The sequence below is a fragment of the Luteitalea sp. genome, from assembly GCF_044337415.1.
Taxonomy (GTDB): Bacteria; Acidobacteriota; Vicinamibacteria; order Vicinamibacterales; family Vicinamibacteraceae; genus Luteitalea.
This window is the reverse complement of the sequence record NZ_JBIINP010000114.1, coordinates 1-14,298: the sequence shown is the minus strand read 5'-3', so window position 1 is coordinate 14,298 and position 14,298 is coordinate 1. Positions and strand designations below refer to the sequence as shown.

Genomic DNA, 14,298 nt, shown 5'->3' with positions numbered 1-14,298 from the left:
GAATCGCGGCGGCGCGTCGCTGGAGGCCAGCGCCTTCACGGCCTCGACGGTGAGGCGCACGACGCGGTCCATCTTGTCGAAATCGAGGCGATCGATCGTGTCGATGGGCTCGTGGTACCCGGGATGGAAGCCGCCGAACAGCCAGACGGCCGGGATGCCGTGCTGCAGGAACGGCAGGTGGTCGCAGCGGAACAGCGCGCGCATGGACGAGTCGCGATCGAACTTGTCGCTCAACGTGAGGCCCGCTCGCGGCGACACCCGCTTCAGCACCGACGCGAGGTCGGGGCTGTACGCCGCGCCGACCAGGTTCAACTGATCGGGTCGGCCCGCAGTGATCTCGTACACGCCTTCGCTCTCCGGCGTGTGCGCCTCGTTGCGGCCCACCATGTCCAGGTTCAGCACCGCGCGCGTCGTCGCCAGCGGCCGCAGCGGGTGCGACACGTAGTGGTACGACCCGAGCATCAACTGCTCCTCCGAACCGAACGAGACGAACAACACGCTGCGCCGAAGCTTCGCGCCGGCCAGCAGTCGCGCCACTTCCACCATCGCCACCGTGCCAGACCCGTTGTCGTTGGCGCCCGGGTAGAGGCGTCCCTCCTGCACGCCCAGATGGTCGTAGTGCGACGTCACCAGGATGGTCTCGCCCTTCAACCGTGCATCGGTGCCTGGCAGGAGACCGACGACGTTGGCCGACGCCTGCACGCGCGTCGTGGCATTCACCGCCTGCAGCGTCACGGTGACCCCGTCGAGGCGTCGCGACGAGGGGCGGCCCGCGGCGTCGATGGCGCGCTGTGTGTCGGCGGGAGTGCGGCCCGTGGACTGCAGCAGGGCCGCTGCGGCATCGGCGGGGATGGTGATGCGCGGGATGCGCAGGGCGCCCGCCGCGAGGGCCTGAGGCGGTGCGCCGGCGCGCTCGGGTGGGCGCGGCGCGGACCGATGGCTGTTGACGGGTTCGGTCACGACCAGCAGGGCGGCGGCGCCGTGCTGCTGGGCCGTGCGCGTCTTCTGCCACGTGTTGGCGTGGAGCGTGAAGCCGGTGCCGTGGAAGGCGGAGCGGGGATCGTCCTCCTGCGGTTCGTGATCGAACACGAGCACCGCCTTGCCGCGCACGTCGAGACCCGCATAGTCGTCGTAGCCGAACTCCGGCGCGCTGATGCCGAAACCGGCGAACGCCACGTCGAGCGTCACGTCGATGGGAGCTGTTGGATCCGGGAAGGCGACCGCGACGGGAGCGAAACGCTGCTCGGCGCCTGCCCCGCGCACAACGACGGCCGACGGTGAACGGTCGAGCTGCAGGGGCACGAGGTCGAAGCGCTGCAGGTACCCGTCGCCGTCGGCGGGCTGCAGGCCGGCCTTGCGCAACTCGGCGGCGAGGTGGCGCGCGACGACGTCGGCGCCGGGCGTCAGCGAGGCCCGGCCCGCGGCCTCGGCCGAGGCGAGCACCTCGAGGTCGGCGCGCATGCGCGCCTGACTGCTGTCGGTGGTGATGCGTGACTGTGCCAGCACGGGCGCGAGCGCCAGCACGACCATGAGCGGGGCGAGGGACCGGCGTGACACGACCGCGGCAGTGTACCGCCGAGGCCGAGCGCCGGCGCACCCATAATGCGGGATGCCCTCACTCGTGCCCATCGACGCGGCCGTCCTCGACCAGATGGCCGCCGCCGACGCGCGCGGGCAGGCAGGCCTGACCCCGCGCGCGTTCGCGCAGTTCACGCGGGCCTTGACCCGTACCACGTGGGGACAGGCGCACCTGCGCCCGGTGGCGCTGGTCGACGAGGCGGCGCAACTCCTTGCGTCCGCGCTCCTGTATCGCCTGCCGGCGGTCGTCGATGGGCACCCCCTCACGATCTGCACCGTGGGTGACGTCATCGCATACGGCGACACGGCGGCGCACGCCGCGTCGCTCATCGCGCGCGTGACCGAGGAGGTGGCGACCTGGTGCCCGGGGGCGTCGATCATCGCCACGATCGCCGCGGAGGGCGCAGCGGTGCCAGACGGCTTCCACGTCGTCGCCACGACGGAGTCGACGCTGGTCGTGACGGAGTCGACACGACGGGGCGCGCCGATGGCGCCGGTGCGATCGGGGGAGCACGACGACCTGCCGTTCCTCGTGGACGTGCCGCGCCTGGGGGCGCCCGCGCCGCGCTTCTGCATCGCGCGCGACGTCGACTTCATGGCGTTCACCCTGACCCGAAAGCGCTTGCTCGCCGGCCTTGCGGCCTCGGGCTCTCGCCAGCTCTGGTTCCTCGTCGTGGAGGAGGGCATGCGCGCGGCGGCGTACGTGGTGATCAGCGCGACGGAGGGTCGCTGGATGATCGAGTCGTGCGGGGATCGCGATCCGACCGGCGCACGCATCGGCGCGATCCTGCAGATGCTGATCGCGCGCGAACCGGCCGAGCATCGCCCCGTCATCTCCGCGTGGCTGCCACCAGGATTCCTGCCGCCGCAGGTCACCGTCGCCTCTACGGGGCCGTCGCCAGTGCGCCTCTGCGTCCGTGCACTGGCGCACGCACCTGCGCTCGACACCTGGCCTGCTGATGAGGTGGCGTACTGGCACGGCGACCTCGTGTGACATCGCTCATCCGTGGCATCGCTCGCGTCCGTGTGTCGTTCGACACTTACGGTTGAGATGGCCATCGGCGAGTATCAGAGCGCCGCGCCGAGGTGATACGCTGCGCGTCACCGTAGGTGCCCATGGAAGACCCGAAGGACACCGGTGGCAGCCCCGTGGAACGGCTGCCGGAAGACCACCAACTGCAGGCCGTCGTCGGCATCGGGGCGTCCGCGGGCGGACTCGACGCGCTCACGCAGTTGCTCCGGCACCTGCCGCGAGACGACGGCATCGTCGTGATCGTGGTGCAGCACCTGCAGGCCGACTTCAAGAGCACGCTCGTCGACCTGCTCGCCGACATCACGAGCTACCCGGTCCAACTGGCCACCGACGGGTGGCGCCTGCGTGGCGGCGCCGTCGTCGTGATTCCGCCCAACGGCCAGCTCACCGTTGCGGGAGGCGTGCTGCACGTGGCCCCGCGTCCGACCCCGATCGGACCGCAGCTTCCCATCGACGTCCTCTTCCAGTCGCTGGCCGAGGACCAGGGCACGCGCGCGATTGGTGTCGTCCTGTCCGGCAGCGGCGTCGACGGCGTGCGCGGCCTCCAGGCCATTCGCGAGGCCGGCGGCGTATGCATTGCGCAGGACCCGGCGTCTGCGGAGTATCCCGGCATGCCGGCGGCCGCAGTCGCCAGCGGCGGCGTCGACCTCGTGCTGGCGCCGGAGGCGATCGGACCCGAGATCGGGCGCCTCGCGCGTCGTGCGAGCGCGCGACCCGTCCACGACGCCCCAGAGGTCGACGATGACGCCGATGCGTTGCGCAGCATCTTCGATCTCCTGCACGACGTCTCCGGCGTCGACTTCTCGATCTATCGCGAGAAGACCGTCCGCCGGCGCATCGACAGGCGCGTGATGATCCGCGAGCTGGACGGCCTGGCGGCCTATGCCCGCCTGCTGGCCGACGACTCGTCGGAGCGCGTGGCGTTGCAACGCGACCTGTTCATCGGCGTCACGCACTTCTTCCGCGATCCCGAGGCCTTCGCTGCCCTCGCCACGCACGTGTTCCCGGCGATCATCCGCGATCGTGCGCCAGACGACGTGGTGCGCATCTGGGTGCCCGGGTGCGCGACAGGAGAGGAGGCGTACTCGATCCTGATGGCGCTGATCGAGTACCTCGACGCGCACGGCAGCACCACACCCGTGCAGGTGTTCGCGTCGGACATCAACGACCAGGCGATCGACGTGGCCAGGGCCGGCCGGTACCCGGACACGATTGCCGACCATGTCTCTCCCGAGCGTCTCAGGCGGTTCTTCACGCGGCTCGAGTCCGGGTATCAGGTCAGTCGGCAACTCCGCGAGCGCTGCCTGTTCTCGCGCCACAACCTGCTCGACGATCCGCCGTTCTCCAGGCTCGACCTGATCAGTTGCCGCAATGTGCTGATTTACCTGGCCAGCGTGCAGCGCATGATCGTGCCGCTGTTCCACTACGCGCTGCGCGACCCCGGCTTCCTGCTGCTCGGCCGCGCGGAGACGCCGCAGCACCCGGAGCTCTTCGAGCCTGCCGACGCACACGTGCACCTGTACGCGAGGCGCCCCGGGGCGCGACGGGTGCAGGCCGCGATGCCGCCCCGACGCGTGCTCGTGCCGGTCGGGCCGACGTCGCCGGCGGCGACGAGCCAGGCGGAGCGGCCGGACGCAGTCTCGGCCAGGGCCGACCAGATCCTCCTCGCGCGTTTCTCCCCGACCAGCGTGCTGGTGAACGAGGGCCTGCAGGTGCTCGAACTGCGCGGCCGGCCGGCGCCCTTCCTCGCCCTGACCGACGGCGGCGCGACGCTGCACCTGCTGCGCATCATGGTCGACGCGGGCCTGTTCGTGGCGGTGGAGTCGCTCGTGCGCGAGGCCGCGGCGTCAGGCACGGCGGCCATGCGCCGCGACGTGCCATTCCGTCGGCCGGAAGGCGACCTCGGGCTCGCGCACGTCGACGTGCTGCCCGTCGGCGACGGGGCAGACCGCGCGTTCCTCGTGATCCTCCTGCCTGGCGGGGGAGCGGGTGCCCTGGTGGGACCCGAGCCCAACCCGACGGTGGTGGCCCACCTGACGGCGGAGCTCGAGGCCACGCGGCGACGACTGCTGGAGCAACTGCACGCCGAGGAGCACGCGCGCGACGCGAACCTGCAGGTCGCCGAGGAGGCGGTGTCGAGCAACGAGGCGCTCCAGAGCCTGGCCGAGGAGCTCGAGACGGCGAAGGAGGAACTGCAGTCCACCAACGAGGAGTTGATCACCGTCAATCGCGACCTCGAGGCGCGCAACACCGCCTTGACGCTGGCGCGCGATCTCAGCCGCTCGATCGTCGAGACCGTGCGGATGCCGCTGCTGGTGGTGGACGGCGATCAGGCCGTGCGGCACGTCAACGCCTGCTTCGAGCGCACGTTCGGCGTGTCGCGGGACGATATCGAGGGGCGCAAGCTGGGCGACACGTGTGGCGGTGCGTGGAACATCGACCGCCTGCAGGACGGCATCGCTGGCGTGACCCGTGACGAACGCCCGTTCGACGAACTCGAATTGCGCATCGTGGTGGGCGACCGTCCGCCGCATGTCGTGCTGGTCAGCGGCCGACGCCTGGCCAGGACCGAGATGGTGTTGCTGACCATCGAGGACGTGACCGAGCGCCGCGCCATCGAGCTGGCATTGAGCCAGAGCGAGGAGCGCCGGCGGCAGGCCGAACGGATGGAGACCGTGGGGCGACTCGCCGGGGGGGTCGCGCACGACTTCAACAACCTGCTCACGGTGATCATCGGCTACTGCAGCCTGCTCGAACGTGCGCTTGCGGCCCGCCCGGAGCTCTACGGCCAGGTCACCCAGATCCGGGAGTCGGCCGACCGCGCCGCGGCGCTCACCGACCAACTGCTGGCGTTCAGCCAGCGCAAGGTCCTCCGCCCGCGCGTCGTCGACCTCAACAGCGTGGTCGACGATCTCTGCCAGGCCTGCGATCGCATGCTGCCCGACCGCGTGCGCGTCGTCCGGCAGTCGGCCGACGACCTGCGGCCGGTGTGGGCCGACCCGCGCGAGATTACCCGCGCCCTCACGAACCTCGTCCTCAACGCACGCGACGCCATGCCGGCCGGCGGCACGCTCACGATCAGCACGGGCAACCTGCACCTCGGGCGCGCGCATGCCTCCGATCTGGGGCTGCCTCCCGGCCACTACGCCGAGGTGCTGATCGGCGATACGGGTCTCGGCATGGACACGGTCACGTCCGATCACGTGTTCGAGCCCTTCTACACCACCAAGGACGTCAGCAAGGGCGCAGGGCTCGGCCTGCCCACGGTGCTCGGCATCGTGCAGCAGAGCGGGGGCACCGTGTCGATCGACTCGCGTGTCGGCGAGGGCACCACCTTCGCCGTGATTCTCCCGGTTGCCCGCGCTGGCGCGGCCGACGCGGCTCCGCTTGCACATGATGAAGACGCGAGTTCCGTCGTACTCCTGGTGGAGCACGACCGTGGCGTGTGTGAGCTGGCGCGGACCGTCCTCTTCACCGCCGGGCACCGCGTGCTGGTGGCGGGCACGTGCGCGGAGGCGCTGGCCATCGTCCGGCGCCATGCGCCGCCGGTGATGTTGATGGTGAGTGACCTTCGGCTGCCTGATGGCGACGGTCCGGCGCTCTACGCCGACGCGCTGGCGTTGCAGCCAGAGCTGCGCGCGTTGTTCGTGGCGGGCGAGTCCGACGGGGAGGTCGCGACGCCCCTGGCGGCCGACGGGCGCGCCTTCCTCCGCAAGCCGTACACGCTCGCGTCGTTGTCGCGTGCCGTGCGCGATGTGCTGGCGTCGGCCTGAGTCGCTGCCCCGATATACTTGGCGGCCACGGCCGCAGCGGCGCAGCCGGGCGCACCCTCCGCGTCCCGGGACGCTCGTCGCGTGCCGCTTCGAGGAGGACTCCATGAACGTTCGCGTCGCACTCGGCGTCGCGTCGATGCTCGTCGCCGTGGGAATCACGGGCGCGCAGGCTCAGGCCCCCCAGCCGTCCGATCCCCTGCTGGGCCGCTGGGATCTCGTCGTCCAGCGGGGCGCCCAGACCTCGCCGTCATGGCTCGAGGTGGAGCGCTCCGGCACCGCGACGCTTGTGGGCCAGTTCGTCGGGTCGGGCGGCAGCGCCCGCCCCATCGCGAAGATCGAGTTCGCCGACGGCGCGTTCAAGTTCGCCATCCCGCCGCAGTGGGACAGCAACCCGAAGGACATCACCTTCGAGGGGCGCCTCGAGGCCGGCCGCATCACCGGGTCGATGACGATGGGGGATGGGCAGGTCCTGACGTGGACCGGCACGCGTGCGCCGTCGCTGCGGCGCGCCGCCAAGCCCGTCTATGGCGCACCGGTCGCGCTTCTCGGCACGGCATCGCTCGACGGCTGGAAGCCGTTCGGGCGTGGCGAGAGCCAGTGGAGCGTCAAGGACGGCGTGCTCATCAACGCCAAGAGCGGCGCCAACCTGATGACGGAGCGCACCTTCGACGACTTCAAGCTGCACGTCGAGTTCCGCGTGCCGAAGGGGTCCAACAGCGGCATCTACCTGCGCGGCCGCCACGAACTGCAGATCGACGACGCGTTCGGACTCGAGCCGTCCTCACACCACCTCGGGGGGCTGTACGGCTTCATCGCGCCGAGCGAGGCTGCCGCCAAGGCCGCGGGTGAGTGGCAGACGATGGACGTGACCCTCACCGGCCGCATGTTGACGCTCACGCTCAACGGTGTGACCGTCATCTGCAACCGCGAGATTCCCGGCATCACCGGTGGCGCGCTCGACAGCCGCGAGGGCGAGCCTGGCCCGCTGTACCTCCAGGGTGACCACGGCCCGGTCGAGTACCGCAACATCGTGATCACGCCCGCCCTGACGGCGAGGTAGTCGACAGCGCCTGACGGGCGGAGCGCCAAGTGCGACTGTTCCCCGGATTCGTGAGCGTCGTGCTCGTCGTGGCTGCCGGCCTGGCCGCCGTGAGCGGCCAGGCACCGGAGTTCGACCTCGTCATCCGGGGCGGACGCCTCGTCGACGGGACCGGCAATCCCGGCTTCGATGCCGACCTCGGCATCAAGGACGGACGCATCACCGTCGTCGGGCGCGTGAGCGGCACCGCCGCACGCACGATCGATGCGTCCGGGCTCGTCGTCGCGCCCGGCTTCATCGACATCCACAACCACTCCGACACCACGCTGCTCGACGACCCCGACGCGCAGAGCATGATCCGGCAGGGCGTCACGTCGATGATCCTCGGCGAGGGCGGGTCGGCGGCGCCGTCGGCGAAGTGGCCGCGCTTCAGTGCCTACTTCGAGGAGTTGCAACGACGCGGGCTCAGCGTGAACGTCGGGTCGTACGTCGGTTCGAGCCAGATCTGGACGGAGGTCCGGGGGCCCAGGGCTGGTCCGCCCGACGCGACGGAACTGGCGAAGATGCGCCGGTTGATGGACGAGGCCATGGCCGACGGCGCGCTCGGCGTCGCGAGTTCACTCAGCGGGCCACCGGGGGTGTGGATCGACACCGACACGCTCGTGGCGCTCGCGGAGGTCGCGGGCCGGCACGGCGGCAGCTACTCCACGCACATGCGCACGGAAGGCCTCGGCGTGTTCGCCTCGGTCGCCGAGGCGATCGACATCGGGCGTCGTGCGAAGCTCCCGGTCGACATCATCCACCTCAAGATCGCCGAGCGGACGATGTGGGGGCGCATGCCTGAACTGGTGGCGCTCGTCGCGGCGGCGCGGGCGCGCGGGCAGGCGGTCGAGGCCAACGTCTATCCGTATCGCGCCGGCCAGAACAACCTCGCCAGCATCATCCCGCCCTGGGCGCACGAAGGCGGCGCGGCGAAGCTGGTCGAGCGCCTGGAGGATCCATCGCTGCGCCCGAGGCTCGACGCCGAGATTCTCGGGAAGGTACCGCTCGGCGACTGGTACAACCATTACACGGCGACCGGCGGCTGGGACGGCATGCTCCTGGTGACCCTCTCCAACCCGCGCTATCGCCAGTTCGCAGGCAAGCGGATGAGCGACGTCATCGCGTCGATCGGCAAGCCACCCCTCGACGTGTTGTTCGAGTTGCTGATCGAAAACGAGGGTTCGGTGCCGACGGTGTTCTTCCATCACAGCGAGGAGGACATGCGATACGCGCTCGCGCAGCCGTTCGTGTCGGTCGGATCCGACGGGAGCGCGGTGCGCGACGACGGGACGGTGGGGCCGTCGCATCCGCATCCGCGGTTCTACGGCACCTTCCCGCGCGTGCTCGGCCGGTACGTGCGCGAGGCGCACGTGCTGAGCCTCGAGGAGGCGGTACGGAAGATGACCTCGGCCAACGCGGCGAAGGTGCGCCAGTTCGATCGCGGGTTGCTGCGTCCGGGGCTCCGCGCCGACGTGACCATCTTCGATGCTGCCCAGGTGATCGATCGCGCGACGTTCGAGCAGCCGCACCAGTACGCCAGCGGTATCCCCTTCGTCATCGTCAACGGCACTCTCGTCATCGACAACGGCAACCACACGCATGCGCGGCCCGGGCAGATCCTTCGCGGACTCGGGGCGACGGGAGCGCGCCGCTGACGGTCCGCGCACGTCGTGACACCCTTGCCGCGCGGGTCCGCTCTCGTGGCGATGCGTAGGTTCGTCCGGCTGAGCGTTCGCGTGACCGTCGCCTGGCTCGTCGCGTGCCTGGCGCTCGCCGTGCTGGTCGTCGTGGTCGGGCTCGTCGATCGGCCCGTCGCCTCAGATGCGATCGTCGTGCTCGGCGCGGCGTTGACCGACGCGGGCGCGCCAGGCAAGGCGCTGACGCGGCGTTCTGAACATGCGGCGGCGTTGTGGCACCAGGGACAGGCCCCGATGGTGATTTGCGCCGGGGGCACGGGGCCCGGCGCGTGGGTTCGACGCAGCGAGGCCGACGGCTGCCGTGAGGTGTTGATGCGGCTCGGCGTGCCGCGCAACCGCATCCTGCTCGAGGAGCGCAGCCGGAACACGCTGGAGAATGCCCGCTACGTGCGCGACATCATGGTGCCGCGCGGCTGGCGCCGCGCGCTGGTCGTGAGCGACAGCTATCACGTGTGCCGCGCGCGCTACCTCTTCTGGCGTGTCGGCATCGAGGCCTCGGCCAGTCCGGTGAGCGTCCAGCGGCTCGGCAGCCCGCTGTTCTACGTCTTCTCCGTGGTGCGCGAGGTGGGGGCCTTCCACGCGCAGGCGTTCAGGTGACGCACCCGCGTCAGAACCAGCCGCGGATCAGGTCGCGCGCCACGAAGAACACGAAGAAGGCATAGAACGCCGCGCACAGCAGCAGGCCTGCCTCGCGCCACAACGGCGGACGCACCGCTGGCGGGAGGAAGCGGCGGTTCACGATGAAGATCTGCACGCCCGCGATCATCAGCACGACCCCGGCCATGTTCGCGAGGATCTTGAACAGCTGGAACGGCGACGCCACCTGGATGACGATGGCGCTCCAGATCGAGAACGTGACGAGCACGCCGTAGTAGAGGGTGCGGATGCTCGAGGCGGCGCGGGCGCCCGGGCTGGCCATCCACACCGCGTCCGTGATCGTGCGGACCAGGACGTCGGTGTTGCCCAGCTGCGTCTTGAACAGCACCCAGAACCCGTTGAACAGGGTGAGGAACCAGAACCCCTTCCAGACGTGGCTCAGGTACTCCGCCTGGTAGGCCCCGGCCGCGAGGCCCTGCAGGTCGGTGCCGTGCGGGATCACGGCCGTGGCCAGGTTCACGTTCAGGAACATGCCGACGAAGCAGAACATGCCCCACACCCACACCTGATCCACCTGCACGTAGAGCAGCCACTGCCGCCACCGCGCCATGTTGGCCGGCGTCGTCGGGAACACGGTGCCCACGTGCGACAGCGTGATCGCGTGGCCGCCCACGGCGCTGGGGATGGCGCCGACCATCGCGCCCATGCCGAACCCCTTGTCGCGCAGCCAGTTGGTGACGGTCAGGTTGCCCATGCCGCCCGAACCCGCCGTGGCGGCCAGGGCGCCGATGAGGGCCCAGTCCATGGGCTTCGGCAGGCCCGCCAGGCTGAAGAAGCCGGTGAAGGTCTGCCACCAGTGCGCGGCCGGCACGAACAAGAGGTTGACGATGACGAGGAAGCCGAAGACCACGGCGAGCATGGTCCAGGCGAACTGCTCCAGCATCCGCTCGATCGTCCCGCCGAACGACAGGATGAGCACCACGCAGACGATGAGGCCGCTGGCGATCCAGCCCTGCATCGCCTGCTCCGGCGCGCCGGGCATGCGCCCCATGGCGGCGCCGAGCAGCGTGGCCGCGGCGCTGCCGGCCAGGGCGGGCCAGCCGAGCTGGAAGAATCCGAGGAGGCTGTAGAAGGCGGCCCAGAACCGGGCGCCCGGCTTGAGCCGGAGGATGCCGCCGTAGATGGGTTCGCCGGTGTAGAGGGTGTAGCGGATGGCTTCCAGGTTGAACAGCACCTGCAGCACGATCGCGACTGTGGCCACCAGGAAGATGGCCGACGAGTACTTGACCGCGGCGGCGGGCCCGACGAGCCACTCACCACCGCCGACCGACGTGGCCGCCATGATGGCGCCCGGGCCGATCACGCTGAACGCGTTGCGGAGCGAGAACGGGGGAGGGGCCGGGAGGTCCGCGACGGACCAGGGAGGCAGCGCGCCGTGGTCGGACGGCAGGTCCGCCGCGCGATCGGGTGTCGGCATGGCGCACACTATGCCACGGTCGCATCGGGAACCGATGCGACCTCGGCGCGGGGGCGCCCTACTCGTCCAGCTGCCAGTCCTGCGGCGGTTGCGGGCCCAACCGGATGCCGGCCAGATCCGGGTCCTCGGCTCCTGCCGGTGCGACGACCGTCTCCTTGGGGGCCGTGCGTCGATTCTGCTTCTCGCGGCGGCGATCGGCGAGGGCACGTTCGCGCTGCAGCTTCACCTGCGTCATTTTTCCCTTGCGACTCAATGGTGTCTCTCTCCGGGGTGGTCCCAACGCCGGCACACGGGTCGGCGCTCCAGTGACGAGGGGCTGGCCCTGAACAGGGCACCCCTCGAGGCGATGCGATACGAAGACGGGGGCCGGGACGCGCCAACGGGCCACCCCGACGAGGGGTGACCAGGCCCGGACGTCCGGCCTGCCAGTTCAAGTGTGGCACATCGCTCGCGCGAGAGGGCGCACCGGCGCATTCCCGGAAGGAATCCGCAGATCGGGCCGCCAGCGGTGGGCGGGCGGCGGAGGCGGGCGCGGGTGCGCCCCCGCCTCACGGCATCAGAACACGAAGCGCAGGCCGACCTGGATCTCGCGGCCGAGGCTGTCGGCCCGCTTGCGGGTCACCCTGCCGAAGTTCGCGTTGCCGAACGTCGTCTCCGGCTGATCCCACACGAGGTGGTTGAACGCGTTGTATGCCTCGACGCGAGCCTCGAGGCGGTAGCGACCGATCGGGATGCCCTTGGTCAGCGTCATGTCGAGGAACCAGGCGCCCGGGCCGTTCATGCCGTCGTGGAAGACCGGGTTGGTGCGCGGCGTGAACGCCGGCTGGCCCGCGAACATGCGGGTGTCGAACCACTTGTCGCGCGCGGGGCTGTCGTGACGACGATGTGCGGCGGGGCACGCCGACGGGTGCAGGCGACCCTGTGAGGCAGGGCGCGGGTGATTCACGCGGCGACGCGACCGGCCGATGACACGATCGAGTCGCCTGGCATGTCCATCAACATCGCGCCGAATCGACGAGAGCCGAGCCCGCGTGCGGAACGCCGCGTGCGCCGCATCGAGCTGCCCGACTGTCCGTCGTGTCACACGCCCCTGCACGTCGACGTCCGCTCCGAGCACACCTTGTACGTGCGGTGTCAATGGTGCGGGCATCGACGGATGGTGGCCAAGCCGCCCGCCGCGTCCGGCCAACAGCGCCGCTGATCGACGGCACTCTGGCACCGTGGCGCCCTGGCGCGCGCGCTGCAGTACACTCCGTCGCCATGCGAGCGGCCCTTGTCCTGGCGTGCGTCAGCGCGCTCGTCCTCCTGCCGGTGGCTCCGGCGTCGGCGCAGCTGGCTGTCAGCGACGCGCCTGTCGTCTACGGGCATCACCACGTCAACGCGACGAGCGTGGCGGCGCACACGAGGTTCCTCGTCGAGGGGCTCGGCGGGGCGCCCGTCACCATCGCGGGTCGGCAGGTCGTGAAGTTCCCGAACGTGCTCGTGTTCGTGCGCGAGCAGGCGCCGACAGCAGGCTCGGTCGGGACCACGGCCGACCATCTGGGTCTTTCGGTGCCCGACCTGCGACCGGTGATCGCGCGGCTGAAGGCGGCCGGTCACACGATGGTCACGCGCGAGTCCGTGCCGGCCGAGTGGACCGTGACCGACGACATGGCGACGAACCCGCTGGGTGGTTCGCCGATCGCCTTCGTCCTCGGCCCGGACGGCCTCAAGGTGGAACTCGTGCAGGTCGCCGCGCAGGCGGCGCCCGTCACGCTGAACCACGTGCACTTCTTCGGGCCCGACCGAGAGGCCATGCAGGCCTGGTACGTGAAGGCCCTCGGTGCCACCGCCGCGCCGCCCGCGGCGGGCAACCGGTTCCTCAGGGCCACATTGCCAGGCGTCGGGCTCAACTTCACGGCCTCGCCGCGCCCTGTCGTGGCCACGAAGGGCCGCGTGGTCGACCACGTCGGGTTCGAGGTGAACGGCCTGCCCGCCCTCCTCCGCAAGCTGGAGGGGCTCGGCATCGTGGCCGAGAACATGCGTCGGGTGCCGGAACTCGGCATCGACATCGCGTTCATCACCGACCCGTGGGGCACGCTGATCGAGCTGACCGAGGGGCTCGACGCGATCCGCTGAGGCAGCGCGGGCCGGGCGCGGCCAGGTACCTCGGCTAGACTGCCTGTCATCGGTCAGGCCGGGTGTTCCGGTCTCTGACGCGATGCCGGAGACAGCCGCTTGCGTTCGAGATTCTGCGCGACGTTCGTCCTCACTCTCGGTCTCAGCCTCTGCGTTGGCCTGGCGTATGGCCAACCTGCACCGCCGACCATCGACTGGACGAGTCGAATCGCGGCGTCGGGCCTGCCCGCCGTGACGCGGCCCTTCGGTACCTTGCGCGAACAGGCGGCCATGCAGCAGGCGTGGCTGAAGAAGCGGCTCGATACGTTCCTGCCCGCGCTCATGCGCGCGCACAGCATCGCGCTGTGGGTGGTGCCGATGCGCGAGTACAACGAGGACCCCGTGTTCTCGTCGATCACCGCGCCCGAGACGTTCGCGGCACGCCGACGCACCATCTACGTGTTCTTCGATCGCTGCGCGGCCGCCGGCACGCCGCCCGCCCCCGCGTGCGTCGAGCGCATCGCGCTGGGCGGCACGTCGCAGGGGGGCGTGTTCGACGCGCGCACCTCCGCCAAGGCCGTCAGCCAGCCGGTGGGTGGCCGGAACGCCGAACTCTGGGGCGACGAGCAGTGGCAGTTGCTCGTGCAGGTCGTCGCCGAGCGCAAGCCGGCCACCATCGGCATCAACCGCTCGCGCGTCTTCGCGTTCAGCGACGGCTTGTCGAGCGGCGAACTCGAGGGCATGAGCGAGGCGCTCGGCACGACGTGGACCTCGCGCTTCAGGAACGCCGAGGCGCTGCCGCTCGAGCTCATCGCCTCGCGCCTGCCCGAGGAGGAGGCGTTCTTCGAGCAGATGAACGCCCTCGTGTGGCAGCTGTCCGAGACGATGTTCTCCGAGAAGGTCATCGTGCCGGGCACGACCCGCGCGAGCGACCTCGTGTGGTGGTGGCGCCAGCGCGTCAACGA

The 14,298-nt window shown here is 70.5% G+C and carries 10 protein-coding genes and 1 pseudogene; 7 read left to right on the top strand and 4 right to left on the bottom strand.

Going from position 1 to position 14,298, the window contains the following annotated elements:
- The coding region (locus ACIRDX_RS15220) for a M28 family peptidase (protein ID WP_396626289.1) at positions 1-1,557 on the bottom strand (1,557 nt) is incomplete at its 3' end.
- Positions 1,558-1,609: 52 nt separating this feature from the next.
- On the opposite strand from ACIRDX_RS15220, the gene ACIRDX_RS15215 reads away from it, so the two are divergent.
- From ACIRDX_RS15215 to ACIRDX_RS15195, 5 genes are all read left to right on the top strand, one after another.
- A complete protein-coding gene (locus ACIRDX_RS15215; protein ID WP_396626288.1) occupies positions 1,610-2,572 on the top strand; it encodes a hypothetical protein in 963 nt (320 codons plus the stop codon).
- Positions 2,573-2,694: 122 nt separating this feature from the next.
- Positions 2,695-6,384, top strand: a complete 3,690-nt coding sequence (locus tag ACIRDX_RS15210; RefSeq protein ID WP_396626287.1) for a chemotaxis protein CheB — start codon at positions 2,695-2,697, stop codon at positions 6,382-6,384.
- Between the two features lie 103 nt (positions 6,385-6,487).
- Positions 6,488-7,444, top strand: a complete 957-nt coding sequence (locus tag ACIRDX_RS15205; protein WP_396626286.1) for a DUF1080 domain-containing protein — start codon at positions 6,488-6,490, stop codon at positions 7,442-7,444.
- A 29-nt stretch (positions 7,445-7,473) separates the two neighbouring features.
- Positions 7,474-9,120, top strand: coding sequence for an amidohydrolase family protein (locus tag ACIRDX_RS15200; RefSeq protein ID WP_396626285.1), 1,647 nt, complete (start codon positions 7,474-7,476; stop codon positions 9,118-9,120).
- 51 nt (positions 9,121-9,171) lie between these two features.
- The gene (locus ACIRDX_RS15195) at positions 9,172-9,759 is read left to right on the top strand and encodes a YdcF family protein (RefSeq protein WP_396626284.1); all 588 of its coding nucleotides are present in this window, start codon (positions 9,172-9,174) and stop codon (positions 9,757-9,759) included.
- Positions 9,760-9,769: 10 nt separating this feature from the next.
- On the opposite strand, the gene ACIRDX_RS15190 is transcribed toward ACIRDX_RS15195, so the two are convergent.
- The 3 genes from ACIRDX_RS15190 to ACIRDX_RS15180 form a co-directional block, all read right to left on the bottom strand.
- Positions 9,770-11,236: an Nramp family divalent metal transporter gene (locus ACIRDX_RS15190; protein ID WP_396626283.1), complete on the bottom strand. Its 1,467-nt coding sequence runs from the start codon at positions 11,234-11,236 to the stop codon at positions 9,770-9,772.
- 58 nt (positions 11,237-11,294) lie between these two features.
- Positions 11,295-11,489 carry a hypothetical protein gene (locus tag ACIRDX_RS15185; protein WP_396626282.1) on the bottom strand — a complete coding sequence of 65 codons (195 nt, stop codon included), beginning with the start codon at positions 11,487-11,489 and terminating at the stop codon, positions 11,295-11,297.
- Positions 11,490-11,792: 303 nt separating this feature from the next.
- Entirely contained in the window at positions 11,793-12,320 is a 528-nt protein-coding gene (locus tag ACIRDX_RS15180) for a hypothetical protein (protein WP_396626281.1), read from the bottom strand.
- Positions 12,321-12,496: 176 nt separating this feature from the next.
- Between ACIRDX_RS15180 and ACIRDX_RS15175 the strand changes: the two genes are divergently transcribed.
- On the top strand, positions 12,497-13,354 hold the full coding sequence (locus tag ACIRDX_RS15175) for a VOC family protein (protein WP_396626280.1): 858 nt from the start codon (positions 12,497-12,499) through the stop codon (positions 13,352-13,354).
- 99 nt (positions 13,355-13,453) lie between these two features.
- Positions 13,454-14,298 (top strand): annotated as a pseudogene (locus ACIRDX_RS15170) (Xaa-Pro aminopeptidase); the annotation flags it as partial.

Excerpts from the sequence above, each read along its gene's own strand:
- ACIRDX_RS15215 (WP_396626288.1), top strand. The coding sequence starts at position 1,610 with ATGCCCTCACTCGTGCCCATCGACGCGGCCGTCCTCGACCAGATGGCC.
- ACIRDX_RS15210 (WP_396626287.1), top strand. The coding sequence starts at position 2,695 with ATGGAAGACCCGAAGGACACCGGTGGCAGCCCCGTGGAACGGCTGCCG.
- ACIRDX_RS15190 (WP_396626283.1), bottom strand. The coding sequence starts at position 11,236 with ATGCCGACACCCGATCGCGCGGCGGACCTGCCGTCCGACCACGGCGCG.
- ACIRDX_RS15175 (WP_396626280.1), top strand. The coding sequence starts at position 12,497 with ATGCGAGCGGCCCTTGTCCTGGCGTGCGTCAGCGCGCTCGTCCTCCTG.
- ACIRDX_RS15205 (WP_396626286.1), top strand. The coding sequence starts at position 6,488 with ATGAACGTTCGCGTCGCACTCGGCGTCGCGTCGATGCTCGTCGCCGTG.
- ACIRDX_RS15195 (WP_396626284.1), top strand. The coding sequence starts at position 9,172 with ATGCGTAGGTTCGTCCGGCTGAGCGTTCGCGTGACCGTCGCCTGGCTC.